The sequence below is a fragment of the uncultured Roseobacter sp. genome (genome assembly GCF_947501835.1).
Lineage (GTDB): Bacteria > Pseudomonadota > Alphaproteobacteria > Rhodobacterales > Rhodobacteraceae > Roseobacter.
The window spans coordinates 540249-562075 of sequence record NZ_CANMXR010000001.1; the positions used below are offsets into that span (position 1 = coordinate 540249).

At 58.9% G+C, this 21827-nt stretch carries 17 protein-coding genes and 1 tRNA gene; 4 read left to right on the top strand and 14 right to left on the bottom strand.

Features of this window, described 5'->3' with window-relative positions; genetic code table 11:
- Nucleotides 1–115: 115 nt before the first annotated feature.
- From Q1A20_RS02635 to Q1A20_RS02645, 3 genes are all read left to right on the top strand, one after another.
- Nucleotides 116–496, top strand: coding sequence for a VOC family protein (locus Q1A20_RS02635; RefSeq protein WP_299403885.1), 381 nt, complete (start codon nt 116–118; stop codon nt 494–496).
- 118 nt (nt 497–614) lie between these two features.
- Nucleotides 615–689, top strand: a tRNA-Gly gene (locus Q1A20_RS02640).
- Between the two features lie 183 nt (nt 690–872).
- Nucleotides 873–1487, top strand: a complete 615-nt coding sequence (locus tag Q1A20_RS02645) for a response regulator transcription factor (RefSeq protein WP_299403882.1) — start codon at nt 873–875, stop codon at nt 1485–1487.
- 21 nt (nt 1488–1508) lie between these two features.
- Here the strand turns inward: Q1A20_RS02645 and Q1A20_RS02650 are convergent, their stop codons facing one another.
- The 12 genes from Q1A20_RS02650 to Q1A20_RS02705 form a co-directional block, all read right to left on the bottom strand.
- The gene (locus Q1A20_RS02650; protein WP_299403879.1) at nt 1509–4214 is read right to left on the bottom strand and encodes a calcium-binding protein; all 2706 of its coding nucleotides are present in this window, start codon (nt 4212–4214) and stop codon (nt 1509–1511) included.
- 44 nt (nt 4215–4258) lie between these two features.
- A complete protein-coding gene (locus tag Q1A20_RS02655; protein ID WP_299403876.1) occupies nt 4259–5659 on the bottom strand; it encodes a nucleotide sugar dehydrogenase in 1401 nt (466 codons plus the stop codon).
- A 377-nt stretch (nt 5660–6036) separates the two neighbouring features.
- Entirely contained in the window at nt 6037–7620 is a 1584-nt protein-coding gene (locus Q1A20_RS02660; RefSeq protein WP_299403872.1) for a glycosyltransferase, read from the bottom strand.
- Nucleotides 7607–9034 (bottom strand): HlyD family efflux transporter periplasmic adaptor subunit, encoded by a 1428-nt coding sequence (locus Q1A20_RS02665; protein WP_299403869.1) that lies wholly within the window; start codon nt 9032–9034, stop codon nt 7607–7609. Before Q1A20_RS02665 ends, Q1A20_RS02660 begins: the two co-directional genes overlap by 14 nt.
- 139 nt (nt 9035–9173) lie before the next feature.
- Entirely contained in the window at nt 9174–11726 is a 2553-nt protein-coding gene (locus tag Q1A20_RS02670; RefSeq protein WP_299915775.1) for a PAS domain-containing hybrid sensor histidine kinase/response regulator, read from the bottom strand.
- 24 nt (nt 11727–11750) lie between these two features.
- Nucleotides 11751–12263 carry a molybdopterin-dependent oxidoreductase gene (locus Q1A20_RS02675; RefSeq protein WP_299403865.1) on the bottom strand — a complete coding sequence of 171 codons (513 nt, stop codon included), beginning with the start codon at nt 12261–12263 and terminating at the stop codon, nt 11751–11753.
- Nucleotides 12264–12390: 127 nt separating this feature from the next.
- Nucleotides 12391–13704 (bottom strand): hypothetical protein, encoded by a 1314-nt coding sequence (locus tag Q1A20_RS02680; RefSeq protein ID WP_299915777.1) that lies wholly within the window; start codon nt 13702–13704, stop codon nt 12391–12393.
- The gene (locus Q1A20_RS02685) at nt 13701–14750 is read right to left on the bottom strand and encodes a hypothetical protein (protein ID WP_299915779.1); all 1050 of its coding nucleotides are present in this window, start codon (nt 14748–14750) and stop codon (nt 13701–13703) included. The genes Q1A20_RS02680 and Q1A20_RS02685 overlap by 4 nt, the downstream gene beginning before the upstream one ends.
- An 11-nt stretch (nt 14751–14761) precedes the next feature.
- Nucleotides 14762–16159 carry an MBOAT family protein gene (locus Q1A20_RS02690; RefSeq protein WP_299403857.1) on the bottom strand — a complete coding sequence of 466 codons (1398 nt, stop codon included), beginning with the start codon at nt 16157–16159 and terminating at the stop codon, nt 14762–14764.
- A 24-nt stretch (nt 16160–16183) separates the two neighbouring features.
- Complete coding sequence (locus Q1A20_RS02695; protein WP_299403854.1) at nt 16184–16777, bottom strand: alginate O-acetyltransferase AlgF; 594 nt, start codon at nt 16775–16777, stop codon at nt 16184–16186.
- A 22-nt stretch (nt 16778–16799) separates the two neighbouring features.
- Complete coding sequence (locus tag Q1A20_RS02700; RefSeq protein ID WP_299915782.1) at nt 16800–18053, bottom strand: alginate export family protein; 1254 nt, start codon at nt 18051–18053, stop codon at nt 16800–16802.
- A 157-nt stretch (nt 18054–18210) separates the two neighbouring features.
- Nucleotides 18211–19242 (bottom strand): serine hydrolase, encoded by a 1032-nt coding sequence (locus Q1A20_RS02705; RefSeq protein ID WP_299915784.1) that lies wholly within the window; start codon nt 19240–19242, stop codon nt 18211–18213.
- A 236-nt stretch (nt 19243–19478) separates the two neighbouring features.
- Here Q1A20_RS02705 and Q1A20_RS02710 point away from each other — a divergent pair, with 236 nt between their 5' ends.
- Complete coding sequence (locus Q1A20_RS02710; protein WP_299403847.1) at nt 19479–19895, top strand: response regulator; 417 nt, start codon at nt 19479–19481, stop codon at nt 19893–19895.
- Nucleotides 19896–20091: 196 nt separating this feature from the next.
- On the opposite strand, the gene Q1A20_RS02715 is transcribed toward Q1A20_RS02710, so the two are convergent.
- Entirely contained in the window at nt 20092–20460 is a 369-nt protein-coding gene (locus Q1A20_RS02715) for a replication factor A protein 3-like protein (RefSeq protein WP_299915786.1), read from the bottom strand.
- Nucleotides 20457–21707, bottom strand: coding sequence for a hypothetical protein (locus Q1A20_RS02720; protein ID WP_299915787.1), 1251 nt, complete (start codon nt 21705–21707; stop codon nt 20457–20459). Before Q1A20_RS02720 ends, Q1A20_RS02715 begins: the two co-directional genes overlap by 4 nt.
- Nucleotides 21708–21827 lie beyond the last annotated feature (120 nt).

Here is a 21827-nt window from a genome sequence, read left to right on the forward strand (position 1 = left end):
ATTGAACGCAAAGCGCTTTTTCAGTGAACTGCTTCATGCTGGTGAGGCGGTCAAAAAGATATAGACGCGGCGCGGCCCCGCTGCGCCGACCCCGCCACGCCATCAGGAGGGCCGGATGGAAATCTCTTCCTTCTCTTTTATCGTTCCCGATTATGACGCCGGGATTGCGTTTTTCTGCGACACTCTGGGATTTGAACTGATCGCGGATGAGCCACAAGGGCGCAAACGTTGGGCCGAAGTGCGTGCACCGGGCGCAACCACATCCGTTGTTCTGGCCAGAGCAAACGGCCCCGAGCAAGAAGCGATAATCGGCCAGCAAGGCGGTGGGCGGGTCTGGTTGTTCCTGAAAACCGACGATTTTGAACGTGATCACGCGCGCCTGTTGGCCCGTGGCATCATATTTGAAGAAGACCCGCGCGACGAACCCTATGGTCGCGTGGCCGTTTTCCGCGACCCGTTTGGCAACCGCTGGGATTTGCTTCAAAAAGCCAGCTGAGCTTGGGAAAAATCTCTGAATATGGCGGACCGTCAGCGGCCAAAAAAATATCCCGGTTTTGGGTTTTTCCTCTTGCAGGTGATCGGCAGCAGGGGTATTCCACGCCTCACCCAAGGAAGCGGGCGTAGCTCAGGGGTAGAGCATAACCTTGCCAAGGTTAGGGTCGGGCGTTCGAATCGCCTCGCCCGCTCCAATGGGTCCTCAGAAAAACATCGTGTTACGACGGCGTCATCTATCGCCGTTGTTGGCACGTGTTTTTTACCCTCCACAGGTTCACCGGCGAGCCTCTGGCACCACCAAAGAAAATGCACGAAAAGCCATACGATTTTAGCGTTTAGGTGGTATGCAGGTGCCGGAGATCAAATGTGAGGCACAGGTGAGAATTCTCTTAGCAGACGATCATGAATTGGTCCGCGAGACGATTGCGGCCTTTATCGAAAACGAAGATGGGTTCACGGTTGTCCAATCCAGCGACCTGACCGGCGTTGAAAAAGCGCTGGTGGCGCATGATCCCTTCGATCTGGTCTTGCTTGACTACGAGATGCCAGGAATGAACGGGTTGAACGGCCTGCAAAAAATCATGGATGCGGTGCGGCCAAGGCCCGTGGCGTTGATATCGGGATCGGCCAGCAAATCGATTGCAGAAGAAGCGCTGGAAATGGGGGCCGCTGGCTTCCTGCCAAAAACGGTTGCTGCCAAATCGCTGGTAAACGCCATACGGTTCATGGCCATGGGCGAAAAATATGCGCCCATCGACTTTATGACCCAGGAAGAGGAAGAGACCGCGCATCCACTCAAGGATTTGCTGACAGAGCGTGAGTTGCAGGTGCTTTCCGGCCTGACACGCGGCCTCGCAAACAAGGAGATCGCGCGCGAGATCGATCTGCAGGAAGTCACCATCAAGCTGCATGTCAAAACGCTTTGCCGCAAGCTGGAAGCAAAGAACCGCACTCATGCGGCGATGATCGCGAAAGAGGCAGGCCTGTTCTGACCCGCCACTCTCGCGCGCGCCTCAAAGCTCCAGACCGTCACAGACTTGAAGGTAAAACGCGTCCATCATGTCGTTGTGGTCCCATAGATTAACGGTCAGATCCTGCACATCGATGGTCACGCTGTGATCCTGGTTCTGAACCACGTGTTCCGCGACCCATTCTGATTTGGATTGACCCGCCGCCAGGAGCTCAAGCAGACGGAAGTCCAAGCGGTCATTTTCAACACCGTCACAGGTGAAGTCCTGGATCGTGTCGGTGCCGCCGTCCATATCCTCGGCGCGGAACACAAACCAATCGGTATCAGCGCCGCCCAGGGCGATATCGTCCCCTGCGCCCAGCAGGATCTTGTCGCGACCGGCGCCCGCATCAACCTGATCATCCCCTGATGAGGCGTTGATATAATCGCTGCCGGTGCCGCCGTGGATCACATCATTGCCGGTGCCGCCGTAGAGTTTGTCCTTGTCGTCGCCCCCATCAAGCCGGTCATCGCCGGTACCGCCCTTCAAAACATCACGGTCACCGCCCCCTGAGAGGATGTCATTTCCAGAGCCCCCGGTCAGATGATCGATGCCACTGCCGCCGGTCAGCTGGTCGTGTCCGGAGCCACCTTCCATCGTGTTATTGCCGTGGGCGTCGGTCAGGATATCGTTGCCCGTGCTGCCGTGCAGAACGTCATCACCCTGCCCACCGTTCAACAGGTCATCGCCAACGCCGCCTTTGAGCAGATCATTACCCGCCCCGCCGTCCATCACATCATCGCCTTCGCCACCCGCCAGCGTATCCGCGCCAGCATCACCAAAAAGGTGATCGTCGCCAGTGCCACCTGTCAGCGTGTCATTACCGGCCCCGCCATAGAGGTGATCGTTTTCCGATCCCCCCGACAGTTGATCGTGACCGTCCCCGCCGTGCAGCGTGTCTAACCCGGACCCGCCGATGAGTTCGTCATCGCCTGTCCCGCCATCGAGTTGATCATTGCCAGCGCCGCCGTGGATCATATCCGCCCCGGCCCCGCCAAAAAGCGTATCATTGTCTTCGGGCAGCAGGTTGCCCGCGGCATCGTAACGGTTGCCGAGCCCGTCATAGGTATAGGCAACGGGCGCGGCGCTTCGGTCAGAATTGCCGCCAAAGAGCTGATCATCACCATCACCCCCGGTCAGCGTGTCATTCCCGCTTTGGCCCGCGATCTTGTCGTCACCGATCCCACCATGGGCGGCATCCGCCCCGGCACCGTTTTCAATGACATCGTCGTATGAGGTGTCGCCCCCCGTTGTCGCCGCCACATTCAGATCGCGGATCAGAACAGTTGCGGCGCGATCAATCTCGGTAAACGGGTCCATGGCGCGCGGGTCTGCGGTACCATCGTTGGAATAGGATTTAGGACTGGTCGCCACCAGTTCGAGATGCGCGGTATCGCTGCCCGCTTCCTGTATCACGCGGTAGATACCCCCGGCGCTGGCCGTGGCATCGTTCATATCATGATCGCCACCATTGCCCCCAACATAGAGATTGCCATCCGCGTCATGGATCGCAGCGCCGAATGTGATCTGCGGCACGCCGTCCTGGAGAATGCCGTCGATCACCGTGCCGGTGATCTGGGTGGTCAAAATGGTCGGTACACCGCCGTCAGCCACGGTGGAGATATCGATCTGGTAGAGCGTGCTGGGGCGGCCCTCGGCGGCGGGACGCGTCACACCGAAAAAGGACCCGCTTTGCGCGTCAAAGGCCACATCCCAGAGCTGATCCGTAATCAGTGACTTGGGGAACGGAAACGTCTTTGTTGCAACGGCGCCGTCCGCGCCCACGTCGTCCACATCGATCATTGTGATGCGATCCATGCTGGACTGAAACGCCCAGAGGTTGCCATCCGTATCAAAATCCCCCGTCCAGGAGCGATAGGGTGTGGTGCCGATGCGGAAACTCGCGCCCGAGGCATCCAGCATCACCAGGTCAGAACTGGCCACGGCATTGCCAAGGCTATCCGTGCCATTCGATACGGCAAGACCGTAGATCATGTCGTCCTGAGTGTTGAACCCAATCGCATTGACCGTCACAGTCGCCGCCTCTCCGGCGCGTGTGTAGGTGCCGGCCTGCGGATCAAAGACCTGAAGGGTGCCATTGATGACCTGATAGATATTGGGCTGGCCTTCGGCAAAAGCCTTCACTTCAACGGGCTGGTCACCGATCTGCATCTGTTTTTCATAGTAATAAATCGGACCATCCGTGTGGATGACCGGACCGGTGGACTGGGTGCTGTCAATGGACCGGAACGTCAGTTCACCGATGCCGTCCACACCCTCGAAGGTGACATCATGGGCGGAAAAGCTGGCGCTGTTGGTGTCGAAACTGTCGATCACCGTACCATTCCACAGCACCTCCACCGCGCCGCTGACGGAGCCCGCGCCATAGTTGGCCGCCAGATCAAAACGGATCTCATAGACCTCGCCCAACCGGGTATCGACCGCTTGGCTCATACTGGTGTGGCCATTTGCGCCGGTGGTGACCGCCCAAACCCCCGTTTCCGCATATTGTGCGAAGCTGGTGGCGTTTTCGGTGCCATTCAGCAGGTTCGACTGCAGGAAATCGCCGAAAACAACATCGTCCCCCTTGTCGGTTCGGATCACGTCATCACCGGAGAGCCCGACCATATAGTCGGAGGCCGTGGTGCCGTACAGTGCTTCGGACAGGTGGGTGCCGATCTGGAGGGATTGATTTGGATTTACTGACATTTTTCTTTTCCTTGATTACGCGTACCGTTGATGAGGGAGCTGATTTACCAGCCGATGCCGCTGTAGGCTGGCGACGGCGGCAGGGTTTGCGCCACGCGAACAACATCGATGACGGGTGTATCGCCTGCATTCAGTGCCGCTGCGCGATAGGCCGGATTGGCATGGGTCACGATCAGCGCCTCGACGTCTTGCGTGACCTCACCCAACTCCGCACGCATCATGCCCGGCAGGTCCTTTGCCAGCGCCTGCAAACCGGGGCTGCCATGACGCACATAGGCAAGTTGCCCGGCCAGTGGCGTGTCCGGCGTGATGGCCGGGTCGTGGATGACAACCTCGACACCCTCGGCGTTGAGGGCGGCGATCACCTCCAGAATTGGGCTTTCGCGCAAGTCATCTGTCCCCGGCTTGAAAGCCAGCCCCAGAACACCGACCTTTTTCGCCCCGGTCTGTCGAACCATCCCGATTGTGGTGTCGATATGCGATGTGTTCGACGCGCCAAGGCTGTTGATCAGGGGCACATCGACACCCTCTACTGCCGCGATATGGGCCACCGCGCGTACCTCTTTCGGCAGGCAGGACCCCCCGTAGGCAAAACCGGGCTTGAGGTAGTAGGGCGACAGATTGAGCTTCGTGTCCTGCACGAAAACATCCATCACATCGTGGCTGTCGACACCCAGTGGCTTGCACAGACGCCCGACTTCATTGGCAAAGCAGACCTTGGTCGCGTGCCAGACATTGTCCACATATTTGACCATCTCCGCCGTCTCCACAGAGGTGATGATCGGCGCGTCATCGACCGCCTCGTAGATGCGCGAGAGAATGCGCGCGCTGCGGTCGTCATTCACGCCAATAACCGTTTTCGGCGGCGCGTAGAAATCCTCGACCGCGACGCCTTCACGCAGGAATTCGGGATTGAAGCAGACACCAAAATCCACGCCCGCCTTGAGGCCTGATACCTCTTCGAGGATCGGGGCCATGTACCCCATGGTGACGCCCGGCGGGATCGAGCATCGCATCACCACCACATGAAAATCCTGCTTGCGCTTCAATCCGGCGCCGATGGCGCGGGCGGCGGCGTCGATATAGCTGTGATCGCAACCGCCATCTGCGGCCGTTGGCGTGCCGACGGAAACAAAGGTGACGTCGGTTTCCACCACGGCCTGTTCCAGATCATCCGTGGCCGTTACCAGGCCTTCCGTGACGCCTTTTTGCAGCAAATGCTCCAGGCTCTTTTCGTGGATCGGAGAGCGTCCGTTGCCGATGCATGCCACCTTATCGGGGTCAATATCCACACCGATCACAGGGTGCCCGAGGCTGGACAAACAGGCCGTCGAAACAGCCCCCACGTAGCCAAGGCCAACGACGCTGATGGCTGGTTTTTCATCAACCAACCGCAGGGGAGGGATCGCGATTTCCAGGGCGAACGTAGGGGGACTGTCAAACATCTTTAAATCCTTTACTCGTGACTGAACCCTTTGTAGCGGACTGTTTTTCAACAATCTTTTCCGCGCCCGTATAGGTCGGACAAAATTTGTATGGGGTCCCTATCCTTTGGCATAGCCTCACTTGACCCTTCGCGCGGGTTCAAAGAAATGACGCTTGAACGGCGCGGCATCGGGTCTGAACCGGATGGGTCTTGGGCTCGGGAAACCAATGCTGCCAGCAGCACGCGCGTGGGCAGCTCGATGGAGAGATTAGATGTCGCTACAGGATACCGACCACAGCTTCGCACATGGCGACGGCTGGACCGGCGGACATTGCGAATAGTATCTACGGGGTCATCCACCTCATGAACGCTGATGGCAAACCCTGTCCCCCAGCGTCAGAAAACTCGCGGCAGATCCAGCAGGCCAACGTACACCGCCAACCCGGAGACAAATGCAAGAACCGTAGTGATCATCTGAAACTTCGCGATCAGAGTCTGGATCCTGTCGCGCATGGCCGTGCCACGACCCGCGGTCTGATTGCCGCGGTTTGCCCAGCTTTGTTTGCTGAGGTGAAATATCATGTAGACCTTCACGCCCGCGTTGATGATCTGATTGAAATAGAGAATGAACGGCCAGCTGATATCCGGGATGCGTGCGTACCTGAAAAGGAACAGGCACAGCAAGGTGCGGCTCAACACGATCCAGATCACGCAATGCACAAGATAGGCCGGATCGACAAAAAGGGTCAGCAGCGCCAGCGTTGGGCTGACCAGCATGGTCCACATCGCGATGCGTTGATCGACAAGACACCACCAGATAAACGGGTTGACCAGACGCGGACCAAGGGCAATCGCCCGCGCCCCGTTGCGCAGCATATTGCCGGACCAGCGCCGGAAATTCTGCACCATACGACCCGTGCCTGAGCCTTCGATCCGCTCAATCGTATAGACACAGGCATCAGGCACATAGGTCATTTTGGCGCCTTTGCTCAGCAGGTGGTACCAGGTGCTTTTGTCGTCCCCGGACAAGAAGCGGAACCTGCCCCAAAGCCAATGGTCCAGATGATCGGCTTCGACCGTACGAATGAACTTTTCGTCGATGATATGCTTGGCACGAAACACGCTCATCCGACCGGTCAGGGTCAGCACCTTGTCGGACATCGCATGGCTCTGCATCGCAAGGCGCCGCTGTGCAAAGCGCATCGACAGCCAGCTCTGGATCCAGCGCGGCCCGTAACAAAGCACCTCTTCATTCGTGGTCAGTGCTTGCAAATCCGGGTCCGCACCGAACATCGAACAGGTTTTTTCGAGCACATCCGCGCCGTAGACGGCGTCGCCATCCATGAAGATCACCAGATCATCGCGTTCGATCCCCGCCCGGTTCATCGCGCGCAGGATCATCCCGATGGCCATGCGCTTTCCCGGCTGGTTCTGGCGCAGGAAAATCAAATCCGCATCAAGATCGACGGCATGGGTGCGGACAAAATCGGTAATGATCTCCTCGTCGTAGGATGAGCCCGTGCCGATCCACAGCGTCGTCGGAATGCCTTCACGCCGGATTTGCCCGATGATCGATCCGATGACGCGCCGGGTGATGGCCGGTTCCTCGTAATAGGTGGTCATCTGGATATGCAGATGACGCGGCCGCCAGCCATTTTGCCAAACCGCGTCGGCCCGCCGCCGCATGCCCGGCCATTTCAGGCGCGCATAGACCTCGGCGCGGATCGCGTGGGTAAACCACCATCCGAACCGCCAAATGCCGAGCACACCCAGCACGAAGGTGACCTGCAGCACATCAGGGTGGAAAAAATTATTGGGCCAGCAGACCATGGCCGCAGTCAACGCCACCAGCAAAACGCCAAACTGCGCGATCCTTGTTCCGGACCATTTGGCAAAACCACTTGGGGCTGGGCCTGACAATTGCCTGAGCCAGCCATCAAGGTGTTTTTCCCTTGCGTGGAGGGTTTCAGGGGGTGTCATTGCCGTCCCGCGACCAGAATGCGATGACCGGGCGCCGGTTGAGCGTTACATGCGCCGGCGCGTTACGGCGAAACCACTTGCGGCTGTTCAACAGCCCAACATCGTCCGCTGTTACCGTCAGGACCATCCCGAAACGATCAGGTCGAACGTGGTCGGCGCCTGCCTGAATGTCGGTAACCGTGCCGGACGCATGTTTGCGCGCGCCCCGAAAAGTGTAGGTGATGTCGGCGGTCATGCCGATATGGACGTCGCGCGCCATGCTATCATCAAGCCAGGCCACGGCCACGCGCGGTGTGCGGTCCTCAACTTCCAAAATGGGCGCATTGCGCGCCACGTAGCTGGTCTTGCGGGTATGCACCGCAAAGACCGTGCCCGCAGAACGTGCTCGGATCAGCAGCTTGTCGGCGGCGGCTTTGCGGTGGCGCAGCTCACGTTTCCAGCGCCGGAGGTCCAACTGCCGTTCTTCGACGCCGGATTGTAGCGTTGCCAGCATGTCGAAATACCCGCCAGCTTCGCTATCGCGCCCTCGGTCAAACGCGTAGAGGGCCCGCCACGCCGCCTCGATCCGGGGCGGATAGCGGGTGGCGCGCGGATCGTGACGGTGCCACGGCAGCCAAAGCTGCTGAAACGCCTCGAACAAAGCGGCCCGACGCGCAGCCCGCAGCGCAAGGTGGCGGGCCAGACGGTCCTCGGCGGTGGCAAGACGCCGTTCCGCCAAAAGCACCTCTGTCCGGACTTCCTCAACATCGCTGCGCCGGTCGGGATCCTCGATCTGCGCCAGGACATCCCCGGCGGCGACATCATCCCCCACCTTGACGGTGAGCCGGGCCACATAGCCCGCATCAGGGGCGGTGTATTCGACTACCGGGGCTGTAAAACGCGCATGATCCAGAGTGATCTGCGACAACCGCTGCCAAATCTGTCCGCCCAGACCCGCCACCAGTATCAGGGCCAGCATCAGATAGACGACGCTATTGCCCAGGATACGCAGGAAACGCGGCCTGGCCTTGGCGCGCCCCATTTCTTCTTCCTCTTCGGTCTCGCCCATCGGCACGAGATCAACGGGTGTGTCGAGGCTGGTGATCATATCGGCAGTCGACACCATTTGCCCCGACAGCACCCCCTGATGAAAGGCCGAGAGTGTTTCACGCTGGCGCACTGTGAGGTCGACAAAATGATATTGGCCGGGCGTATCCGCAGCGGTCAATGTGGCAGGAAATGAAACCTCAACACCCTGAAAGGGAACGGATAACACGACATCACCAACCAAATCCCCGGATGTATCCTCTACCCAGAACCCCGCCAGGGACCACCGTCGCACAACGATCTTGCAGCCATTCGCCTTGTGCAAATGCAGCGGTGCTGTCACGGGAAATGACAGATCCGGCAGAGGACATGCGTGGCGAATGTTCATGGCATACTCCCGACTGATCGACAGTCCGGCGACTGCCACCATCGTTGGATATCAGGAGTTGCAAAGAGGTTGGGGAGCGCAGCCGGACAATTGCCGCGTCAAAAGCCTAGGGCAGACTATGCTTTGGGATAGGGCATGCTCAGTGGGCAGCAGCGCGCAACGCCCGGCGCGTACCCTGCCAGGCGGTTTTAACTTCAGCCGCCGCGGCCTGTGCCACTTCTGCGTCATTGACCTTGGCGGCCTGTTCCAGAGCGCGCAATTGGCGCTGAAATCCGAGCGTCCCGATCATGCCCGCCGAGCCAATCGATTTATGCGTGCGAGCCGCCAGCTCGGACAGGTCTTCGGCGTTCATCAGGTCCGGGATCGCGGCCAGGAGACCGGATATTTCCGCTTCGAAATCTTCAACCAGTTTTTGCAGTTTCTCCGTTTTGAACACGCTCTTGAGGTCCCCAAAGATATGGGCGTCGATCAGGTCACTTGGAGCCGTCTTTGGACCACTTGAGCCCTGCGAGCCATCCTGTGAGACAACGGAGACAAGCGCGCCCACCAAGCCGGCCTGCGATACGGGTTTGTTCAGGCACATGTCCATGCCGGCGGCGAGGAATTTTGCCTGCTCATCCGCAAGCGCATGGGCGGTCAGCCCGATGATCGGCGCCTGCTTGTTTGGCGTGTCCGCCTGTCGGATAATCTCGGTGGCGTCCACGCCGTTCATCACCGGCATGCTGACGTCCATCAGGATGGCCGCATATTGCTGTTCATGAACCCGGTCCACGGCTTCCTGCCCATTGTGGGCCTCAGTGACGGTGGCGCCCTGAGACTGCAACATCTGCCGCACGATCAGCCGGTTGATTTCATTGTCCTCCACCAGCAAGACAGACAGGCCAGCGAGCGCGTCGGTATTCTCCGGCACCTCCGGTTTGGCTGCAGGCTTGACCGGTTCGGTCGCAATGCGAAGCGGGACCCGGACGGTGAAGGTGCTGCCCTTGTCCACCGCGCTGTCGAGCGCAATCGTGCCTGCCATCATATCGACAAGCTGCCGACAGATGGTCAGGCCCAGCCCTGCGCCCGACGCCAGGCGGTCGTAGGATTTTTCCTGAGTAAAGAAACGATCAAACACGCGGGTCTGATCCTCGGGGTGGATGCCGACACCGGTATCGGTCACGGAAAATTCGAGCCATTCTTGCCCGATGATCCGTGCTTTCAGCGTGACCTCCCCGTGATGGGTGAATTTGAGCGCATTGCTGACCAGGTTATACGCCACCTGCCGCAACCGCTGCTCATCGGCGACGACATGACACCGCGGCATGTCGCCGAGATCGAGGCTCAACCGGTTGCTCTGCGCATAGGCAGTGGTTTCATTGGTCGTGACGATATCCCTGAAAAACTGTGTAAGTTCAAAGGTATCGTTGCTCAGCTCCAGCTTGCCAACATCCATCCGCGCAACATCGAGCACGTTGTTGACGTGGTACAGCAGGATATCGCCCGATTGCTTGGCGATATCGAGGTATCCTCTTTGCGTTTTTCCAAGTTTCGTATTCTGCAAAAGCTCAATGGTGCCGAAAATACCATTGAGCGGGGTGCGCATTTCGTGGCTCATCACAGCCAGGAAATTGGATTTCGCCTGTTCAGCCTGCAGCGCTTCATCGCGGGCACGCTTCAGGTCTTCTTCCGCGGCGCGCCGGTCGGTGATGTCGCGCAGGTAGGAGATGAAAATCGTACCACGATGATCCGTCGACATGCCGATGGAGATCTCCACCGGAAACTCCTCGCCCGACTTGCGCAAGGCGGTGATCTCGATGCGCCCCTTGCCCACCAGATGCGCTTCCCGAGTTCTGTTGAAACGCTCCATCCCGGCAAGATGCGCGGCGCGGTGCTGATGCGGGACAATCAAATCCGACATCTTGGCACCAATCGCTTCGTCTTTGCTGAAACCAAAGACGGTTTCCGCGGCACCACTATAGTCGAGGATAACCCCCTGATCGTCCGCAACGATGATCGCATCCAGCGATACGTCGAAACTGGATTTCAGCCGCGAATTCGCCCGTTCCGCCGCCTCGGAGATTTCGCGATGCGACCGGTATTGCCGCAACAGAAAGACCAGCATCACCCCCAGGAACAAGATCAGCGCCAGGCTGATGGCCGCCGCCGCAAAGAGCAGCCGACTGAAGGCTTCACGCTCTGCGTCCGAGGCAACGGACCGCAGCTTGATACCGGTCAGCGCTATGTCATGCGCGTCTTCGCGGATCGTGCTGGAGAGTTCCCAGACCCTTGGCAGGTTTGCCACCAACTCGGCGTCTGAGGCGTCGATCAACACCGCCAGCTTGTCGATGCAGGTCCGCAAGGTTGCCAATTGCGCGGCAAAGGTCTCATCTGCGCGCATCGGGCCAAAGACCGGGCTCTCGCTGACACTGGTGGCGCGGCTGTAGACATTGTCGAACCGTCGCCGCAGCGTGGCAAGATCCGGTGTGCCCGCCTGCATCGCCAGTAGCGCCTCATCCGTCAGCAGCAAGACGTCGACCTCAACCTGCGACAGGGTCCAGGTCAGGTTGTCGCCCGGTGCCTCGCGCAGGTCGGTCATCCGCTGTGTGATCGACAGGAAGGTCACCGCCAGCGCCGCGATGCCTGCAAAGATCACGCCAAGCGGGATTAATCGTCTCAGGATACCGCTCTGTTCGAACACGTCAGGGATCATTCCAATGCCACGACCAGCACTGCGCTAGTCGCCCGAATGTATACGATCAAGTTGCCAAATAGAACGTGAATAGACGACTTCGGTGCGGTACTTGGTGTCCTCGTCATAGGGGTAGACGATCCAAAGCGGCCCTTTGCCGCGTGGCGACATTTCCGCGCCGTTCATCAGATAAGCGACAATGGGCGCGCCCTCTTCAATCTCGCCCACCGGAATGTCGACCTTATAATCGTTCAGCGCCAACGCGCTCACCATATCGCCTTGCGCCCCGGCATAGTCGAGCACGTCACGCAGGGAAACGCCGGTGAATTCAACCTCCCCCTCCATCCAGATCGTCGAGGTTGTGAACACGATCTGATCCATCGCCTGCAACATCGCCATGTCCAGCGTCACGACACCATCCGCTGTTTCATGCATCAGATCACCGGAGAGGGTCAGAACAACCTCACCCGTGGGCGCAGGCAATTGCTCCGCCATCGCGGGCATTATCAGACCGGCGATCAGGGTTGCGGCGACAAGGTTCACTTTGAAAGGGGTCATGATGGCTCCGTCGGATTTGCGCGGGTGTCGGTTGTGTTCCTGATTAGGGCCTGCGCGAAACGAATGCGACAAAGCAACGGGATAGACCGCTATACGAAGGTATAGTTGCCACCGAAATCGCCGCGATCTAGTGCAGCAAACGCAGCTCTGTGCCAGGGGTCGCCTCCTGCCCAACAAGACGGAGTTTGATCCTTGCAATATCGGTCATCTCCAGGGCAGCCAGCGCCACTTGCCAGCGATCACTACGCTGCGCCGGGTCAATGCGTTCCGATTTGATCAGCTTGATGCGTGTTTTCTCGCCACTGTGGTCGATCAATTCGACCACGAGCGTGCCGATTGATCGACCCGGTGTTTCGATCTCGAGGCCGCTGTAGGCCACAGCATCGAATGCATGGGAAATCCCGGTCCAGGCGTCCCCGACGGGCCCGATTTTGACGGGTGTGTGGTGGGTCGCTGATTGGCCCCGCAATGCGCCCAGGATCTGGCGCAGGCCGTCAACCCGGGTCAACACAGCCGTATAGGGGGATTCCCAGACAACCGTCTGAAACTGTCCCCGATCCAAGGCACCGCTGCCGATAAACGCGGTCATCGATCCAGCAAGGCCGCCACCGGTCACCGCGTGATTTTCCACCGTTCCGTCCAGCACATGCGCCAGCGCATCCGCGACCTGATAGGCGTCCCGCTGATAGCGGTCGGAAAAGCTTGTACCCACCAGCGCGATGCGCGGCCCCCCGGCCTCTTGCGACAGAAGGTCGGATGCGGTGCCGCGCTTTGCGAATACCGGCGCCGGTACCGTTTCGGGCCTCGGTCTTTCTCCGCAAACATGCTCCACTACCACGCTCAATGATCCTTTTTCGCTGTAGTCCGCGGAGAACGGAACCTCCGGCAAGGCTTCACGCCCTGCTGATCCCGCCATCGCTGAGCGAAGATATGCGGCCGAAAGGGCCGCACCCCTCGGCGTCCAATGGGTGTCGCGTTTGAAATAAATCGACGTAGATACATCGCTTGCGGCAAGCACAGACAGGTCCGGGGCGACAATCCCTGCCTGGTTCAGCGCCGCGATGTAGTCCGAAAACCCCTGTGACAAGGCCTGCCGGTCGAAGCCGCTGCCGAGACCCATGGCCGTGACAGTATCCTCCGGCACAAACAGCGGGCGTGGGGGCGCGGCGAGAACCACCAGCTGTGCGCCGCGGGCTTTGAATTCCGCAGCGATCAATCGCCAAAGCTCCGTCGCTTCTTCTGACACGGCAAAATCGGCCTTGAGCTGGTCAGCACCAATGATCCATCCAGTTTCCGCCTCGGAATAGAACGGGCCGCGTTTCTGATATTTCTTTGGCAGGCTCTCAACGTTCTCCAGCCCCGCGCAATAAGGTGCCGCCGGCACTGGCGTAGCCAGGACAATACTGGTGGCGAGAACCACCTTGGCAAGCAACGTTTTCATAATCTTAGCTCCTTTGAGACATAGCGCACCGGAATTTCCCAAATGACGGTTTGGGGGGATGTATTCTTGAGAAAGTCGGACGCCAGAAAGGCATCCATCGGTCGGAATGGCCCACGGCCTTCTAGGGAAAAATTGATCACATCCGCGCTCAGCGCCTGTTTGAGGAAACCCGCAAAATGCCAATCGTCGCGCGCACTGAAGCTGGTCCCAACCAAGACAGCATCAACCTGCGCTGCGCCGAACAGACCGCCACCCGTTTCCACAGTTGTCGTGTAGCGGGTGATGTGTTCCTGCGGCGGCCCCATGAGGGGGCGGAAAGCCCCCGTCGGAACAAAGCGCAGCAGGTCCCCATCAAAGGCAATGCGTCCCTCCGCGCGTGTCGTGACAGTGGCTGGCGCCAGGGGGATACCTTGGTCCCTCACCCACTCGGCCACCAGATGGGCGACGGCCCGGCTGCCATCAGGCGACCAATGCGTATCGCTGCGCATGAACGCATCTGCTGCGTCCTTGGTCCGCAACAGGGTGTCGGTTGCATCCAGCGCTGCGATATCCTCTGCGGCCAGTTCCTGCAAAAACCGGTGGCGCCGTGATTTAACCCTTTCCGGACGGGCAACACCCAAGGCCTCTGAGTAGATCTCCGCCTTATCGGGCAAGATCACCGGGATCAACGTGATGCCACGCGCGGCCAATTCAGCATGCACAGCGGCCACTTCGCCCGCCGCCAACGCGATGTTCTGCGTATGATCTTCGGGTGTGACCAACTCTTCGGTGGTAAACAGCCATCCCTCACGCCCGATAATCGCGCCGGGCATCGCCTGACCAAAAACGCCATAGCGAACTGCGCCAAGGATCGACACGGCGATCTCCTCAAGTGGGTTATTTGCGATAAAGGCCGCCTCGTACTGCGATTGCACCGCGCCCCTGAAAACATCCGCAGATGTATGGTCACTCTTGATTCCTGGATGACTTGCCAGCCCGATGCCCGCGAGCGCCGCGACAAAACCGAACGCCATCGCATGGTGCAAATACGATCGTTTCAAATACATCAGGATCCTCCTTAGAATTGGAAGTAGAGAAAAGGAGAGTGGGTTTGCGCGATCAGCGCGAGGCAGGATGCGGTCATCAGTGAGAACGCCCCCGCCCCGCGCAGCAAAGATGGCGCATTTGCTATTGGTCTTTGGAGCCATTGACCGGGTGCGCAAAGCGCCATCCCCACGGCCAATGCGGCCAGTTCTGTGGGCTGTATCTGCCAGGCAATGTCTGTGGTGACAGCCCAGCCATGGACCCCCACCATTCCGGCGTAGATCTGAAACGCGTCTTCAACAGACGCGGCCCGAAACATCACCCACCCGATCAAAACCACGCTCATCGTCACCGGCCAGCCGATCATGCGGGGCCAGACCTGCGCCGCCGATTTCGCCCCAAATGCGCGCTCGATTGCCAGCCACCCCCCGTGCCAGGCCCCCCAGAGCAGAAAGGTCCAGTTGGCACCATGCCACAGCCCGCCCAGCACCATCGTCAGCATCAGGTTGAAATATGTGCGCAGCGGCCCTTTGCGATTGCCGCCCAGCGGCAGATACAGGTAGTCCCGCAACCAACGTGACAGGCTGATGTGCCAGCACCGCCAGAATTCCGTGATCGATTGGCTGCGATAGGGTGCGTCAAAGTTTTCGACAAAGCGAAATCCGATCATCAGGCCCAATCCAATGGCCATGGCTGAATAACCCGCGAAGTCGAAGAAAAGCTGGATGGCGTAGGCAAGAGCGCCCAACCAGGCCTCGCTCGCCGAAGGGGCGGAGATCGCAAAGAGGCGGTCCGCAAGCGGGGCGACGCTGTCGGCAATCAGCAGCTTCATCGCCAGACCTTGCGAAAAGCGCCCGGCACCCTGCAGGAATTTTGCAGCCGAATGGGTGCGATTGGCAAATTGCGCGGACAGGTCCTTGTAGCGCAGAACCGGCCCTGCAATCAGCTGGGGAAACAAGGACCCGAAGGCGAGAAAATCGATCAAATTGCGCGCGGGGGGCGCGTCCTTACGGGCCACATCGATGATGTAGCTGATCGATTGAAAAGTGTGGAAACTGATGCCGATGGGCAGAATAATTGCCGGGACGGTGATATCGCCGCCGCCAAGCGCCACGGAAAGATCGCTCAGACCCGTCAGCGCGAAGACGGTGTATTTAAAATACCCCAGCACAGCGAGATCGAATAGGACGCCAAGCCGAACCGCCCAGGTTTTGACCCCGCCGGAGCGCGTAGTGTGGGCCAGATGGGCCGCGGCATAGCTCACCAACGACATGCCGAAGATCAGCGCCAGATAGTCAAGACGCCACCAGCCATAAAACGCGTAGCTGCCCAGCAGAATAATAGCAGATCGCGCCCGCATCGGAGCCAGATAATAGAGCGTCAGAAAGGCTGGCAAGAACCCGAAGACGAATATGGCGCTGGAAAAAATCATCGGAAACCTCTGCTGCGGGGCGCGTTATCTGGCGACGGCGCCAAAGCGGTTTTCGACCAGCCGGATGCCGGTGTCATCGGCAATGAAGCTCAGGTTCTGCCCCCGCTTCAGCGCGACATCGAAAGTGGCCAAAGGGATCGGGTTGCCAAGCTCAAAGACGCCCAGCGCAATGGCCACCGGGTTGACATCGCGCGCACCGGCGGTTGCCGCAGCCACGGTTTCGATGACCGGCGTGGACCCGTCCGCAAGACGAAGCTCCAACACCCGCTCGGTCGCGTTGATCAAAAAGAGATGCACGCGTGCCGCGTGAGAACGCGGCCCCTCGAGGATGGTTTGCTGATGGCCATCCGCACCGCGCACAATCGTGACGAAGGTTCCCGGAGCGACGCTGTTGAGCAGCGCTGAGGACACCGGGAGGTAGGCCAGGTCATCTTCTAGCGTGAGCGCAAAGGATTTGCCCGCGAATTCCGCGGTCTCGTCAGGATCAAACCCGGCAAAACGGACAAAGCTGGCGTCCGCCGGGGCGGCTTCAGGGTAAAGGCTCGTGTCACTCGCCGTGGCGGTTGCACATATCACCTGGGCTGCGAGAAAAAGGGCGGTGAGGTATGAGTGTTTCATATGAAGGCTCCTTCAAAAAGCGTCAGAAGTAATAGGAGATGCGGGCGTAGACGCGGCGGGCCTTGCTACGATCTGAATAGGCCGATCCCGGCGTGAATCGGGCCACGCCGAATTCCATTTTGGATTTCTTGCCGGGCCGCCATGCCCCTGCGAGGCTGATTTCCGACCCGAGAAAGCGTGCGTTTCCCGTGGTGGTCCCCTTGATCCGCGCATCCGGGCCAATCGTGGACCGGCTGGGTTGCAGATATGCGTGCAAGCCCAGGTCCATCGAAAACCGGCGCGAGGGGCGCAACCCATAGGCTAACGTGCCAATGGCGATATTGGTCAGCTCAGGCTGGAAAACATAACCATACCGGTGAAACTGCGTCTGCCCGCCGTCATAGGTTTTATTGCTGTGCAGACCGCTTTGTTGAAACCCGGATGTGCCAAATGCAAACCCATAGGTGATTTGCGGGTTCCAGCGGCCTGTGCTCAATTCCTGATGCGCGCGGACATCGACGCCGACGCCATATGATCGGTCCTGCGCCGCCTCCCCCATCACCACACCCGCATTGAGCTGGTAGGAAAATCGCTCCGATACCTGGGCGAACCGATAGGTGGATAGATGCAAACGTCGCTGGTTTCCATCGCGTTCTGCGATGGCAAAAAGGCCGATGCGCCGCGCCGGATCTGTGTCCGAGATATGGGCGATCAGATAATCGGCGGTGATGTCACGCGTCCCTGACACCGCGGCAAACTCAAGGGCCCTGCCCTGCGATCTATGCGCAAAATGCAGGCCATCCACCGATGCGTCAGCCACCCATTTATGGGGATCGGAAAACCGCAGCCGCCCGACACTCACCTGCGCCCGATCTGTCAGCGCAACAGAAACAAGCGCCTCTTTGAGCTGCGGTTGCATGATCCGATCATAGGAGCGGGCGTGGGTCTTTTTGTCCTTCAGGCTTACCTCGCCATGGACAAACCCGGTCACGCCACGCGCGATGTTTGCGCGCCCGACCACCCCCAGATAGCTGGCGAATTCATCCTTGCGATCCGAGACGCCATCGTCGCGGGCGATATCACGTTCACCCTGGAACCGCAGGTTGCCGTAAACCGAGGTGCGCAGCCAATGCGTGACGGTGCGTTTCGTCTTTTTACGTTTGTCGATGTCAAAAACCACTGATGCCTGCGGTGCGTCTTTGCCGCCTGCAATCGCGCCAGTTGTCTCTGCCATCAGACACAGACCACAAAGGGCAGCAAACATCGTGCCTTGAACTGTCTTCTTACTCGTTACCATCGAACCATCCTCGCACTGGCTGTGCTGAGGAATGACTACGGCAGACCGCTCGTTCCGAGCAGACCTGCAAAGGCACAGGAAGACGACAATCCGTTTAGGCAGGCTATCCTTTGGTATATTCAGCCACGCGCTCAGGATGGGCTAAAGGCGTGAATCCCTACTGCTGGAAAAGCTTCGCGACCACCGCCGCAATCGCGGCCTCGGCGCGCGCGCGGTCGCCGCTGTTGACGTTTATGACCGCAGAGGTTCGCGTTTGCGGATCGAAAGCAACAAAGGAATACCACATCGTGTTGGACCCAGCATGCGCCAGCACCCCCTGGCGGTGGCCCCACCCGGCGGAATAATCGGCTCCCTCAGGCGGATCATGCAAACGCCGCCAACTCTCCGGCGTCAGGAATGTGGTGTCTTGCGTCGCATGAGCGTTCAGGTAGGTCAGGTGGTCCGGGATCGAGAGATGAACGGTACCTGCGGGGCCAAAGAACGGCGGGTTATCCCCGGCGGGTCCGGGCGAGATCGCGCGGCGCACAAAGAGGAACTTTCGATGACCCCACGGCTGCGTCTCCGGCGCGGAAACACCGGGGGCCCCAAACCCTGCGCTATCCATCCCAAGTGGGCTAAAGACATGACGGGTGATCAGCGTTTCCCATGACAGTCCGGTTTGCTGTTCCAGCATGGCACCCGCAACGATGTAGCCTAGATTGGAATACTGGAAGGATCCCTGAGCCTGGGGGGCCTGGGCCAAGGCAGCATCTGCTGCCGAAAGGCGATCAGCGAGCACATCACGCTCCGCTACACTTCCTGACATGCGGATCATGGACAAACGCCCCGGGTTGGCTCGCAACCCCGCGCGGTGATGCAGAAGATCAGCGTAGGTGACCGCCCTATACCCCTGATCGATATCCGAGAGGACGGGCCCTAGAACATCGGCAATTGTATCCTCCCAACGGATCACGCCACGTTCGGCCAATCGGGCAATCAGCGTTGCGGTCATCGATTTGGTATTGGACCCAATGTGCCAGAGGCTCTCATCTGTCACGGCGGGCCCATTGCGATAGATCGTACCGGCGCTGGCCACGCGCATGTTGCCCTCCCGCATGACCCCGATGCTGGCCGCAGGCGCCCCGCTGATTTCCAGAACCTCGTTTGCCAGAGACGACATGTCTTGCGCATATGCTGTCTGCGACGTCATGAAAATCGCTGAGTAACAGGCCAGTTTGAGCTGCTGTAAGATCCGCATGGGTTCGATTTGGTCACGCGCCTCAACGTAATCAATCCCAATCATTTTTTGGGCGGAGAACGGCTGGACATCAGCCAAGACCCCAAAACTTTGCTGCGCTTTCTGAACACGGTATTGAGCGTTTTAACTCTTTCTTCACAAAGTCCATTTACCTTTTATTAATTGATTTGAGACGGGGGAAGGGTGTCGTGGATATCCTGATTTTGGAGGACGATCTGCCTTTGCTCTTGGCCTTTGCTCAGGCATTGGAGAGCGACAATCACAACGTCCATGCCGTCTCAGACATCGAGACCGCAGCAGATATCGTTAGCAGCTGCAAACTGGACATTCTTCTGCTGGATTTGATGATCGGAAACGACAGCTCCCTGCAGATCGCAGAACTTGCCGGATACGCGGCACCGGATGCCGAGGTTGTCTATGTCACTGGCAGTACAAAATTTGCGAATGGCGAGCTGTTTCAAATGTATCAAAACACCTCATGGGTCATGCGCAAACCGGTCGATTTCCGCGATCTGAAGGCTTTGATCAACTACCTTGGAAAATCGCCCTCCGGCAAGCGAGGAGGCTCTGCAACGCAGATGTTAAGCGCCAAAGCGCAGGCTTGAAAGATCGACAATGAACCGTCGACCTCCCGATAAACTGCGTCCCCGCTGGAAAAATATCCTAGAAACTTGAAGCTGATCTGGTCGACGTGATCCTGGATGGGGTTTTCGCCACTGATGTCGTTACCGCGCTGTCTCATACGGCGTCATCGGGCGACATCTGAGCGCTCAAAATAACGTTTGTGCGGTCGGTCCGCCGCTAGCTGTCAGCCTTTTCGATGATTGTGAGATGAATAAGCGAATAGAGCGGCTCTTCTGCCGCCACCGCCTCATCCAGCAGTTCGTCCCCACCCAACAAGGGCGCCGAAAGCTCACCGGTTGCAATCACCCGTTGCCCATCCAGGCGATGGCCTTCCTCCGCCGGCCGATTGGCAAGATCGACAAAAGTGCCATCATCAAGGGCGAGCAACACAACGCAGGCTGCTGGGGCAGAACGGCCATCCGCGTCCAGCACGGGCATCTTATGCACCGGGTCAAACTCAGCCCGATAGGTGCCGGCCAGACGAACGACACGCCCGGCATTCTCGGCAAGTGCAGACGGCGCGATCAGAGGTGCATCCTGGCTCATTTTGTGGCGTGGAATGTGGTGGCACGGTTGCCGTGGGTGCCACTGCCGAGATGATCGTCGTGGAAGGTCTCGCCCTTGCGCTTGGTCCCATACATCTGGAACAGCCAATCCCGGTCGACATAGTCCGCCGCCCATTTGCGCAAGCGGGCGATTTCGTCCTTAAGCGCTTGACCGGACATGGTTTCTTTGGCCTTCTTGATCTCAGAGGCGGCACTGACCGCATAACCCTCCAGGGTCAGATTGTCGCCGCCATCCTTGGCGATGACGCCGGCCCAGTGGAAGTTCCACGTGCGGCCGGACGATTTGAACCCCGGCATGTCTTTTTCGGTCACCATCGTGTAGGCGTCGCCAATCTCCGGGTTGGCGAAGCGGTTGATACCAACGTGTTTGTCGAAGGCTTCGCGACCCTCTTCGCCGAGCGCCGAATACATCTTGCGGGCATGTTTCGGATCCTTCGGCTTCACAAAGCTGACCCAGCCAATGAAGTTGGTCGTATAGTGCACATTTTTCTTGAGGAATTTCTTGTTCGCCTTGCTTCCGAAAAACGCCTTGATGGCTTTGGGATAAAGCTCGTTTGAATAATCTGCCGGGTTGCCGGATGGGGCGCTATCGCCAATGTTGGTGGTGGCCTTTGGGCTTTTGCCGGTGTCCTGCACACCCATGATTGTGCGTGCCGCCTTGCCGCAGTCGGTCCAGAGCGCCATGATCTCATCATCTGTGACCCCTTCATCATCCTCAAGATCACCCGCGTTGATCTGCTTGAGCTTTTTCGTGCGATCATGATCCACGTCGGCGATGGCCTGATCCCGCAGATAGGGGGCCACGCCGTAAACGGTTTCGCCTGCCAGCGTCATTTCATCATCGGATTGGTGCAGACCAATCGCTGAGGAGGCGGCGAGCAGCTTCTTGTCCCCGTCCTTGATGATGTCGGGTGTTGCATAGAGCTTGTTGCCACCCTCGTCCTGATCCTGTGGCACCGCAGATTTGTCAGAGTCGCTGACCCGCCAAACCGGATCTTTCGATTCGTCGGTCAGCCCATAGGCCTGGATCACCGGCGTAGCGGGGATGTTTGTCCGGGCGCGCCCATCAGCCATCCGCTGCAACACGCCCAACTGCCGCGCATTGCTCGCGCGGTCTGCGATGGCCTGCAGCACATGCGCCTGCCCCCCCACCGCGCTGAGCTGTGGTTTCGCCTGACGGGTGGCGGTTGGAAGTGGTTTCCGCAACGGTTGAGCTCTGACATTCATGTCCGAAATTCTATCTCAGGTGGTGGCACACGACAAGAAATCTTTGGTTAATGGCTCGGTCATGGAAAGAACCGCGCATGGTGTTTCGACGCGAGGCCCCTTTATCAAAGGGGATCCACC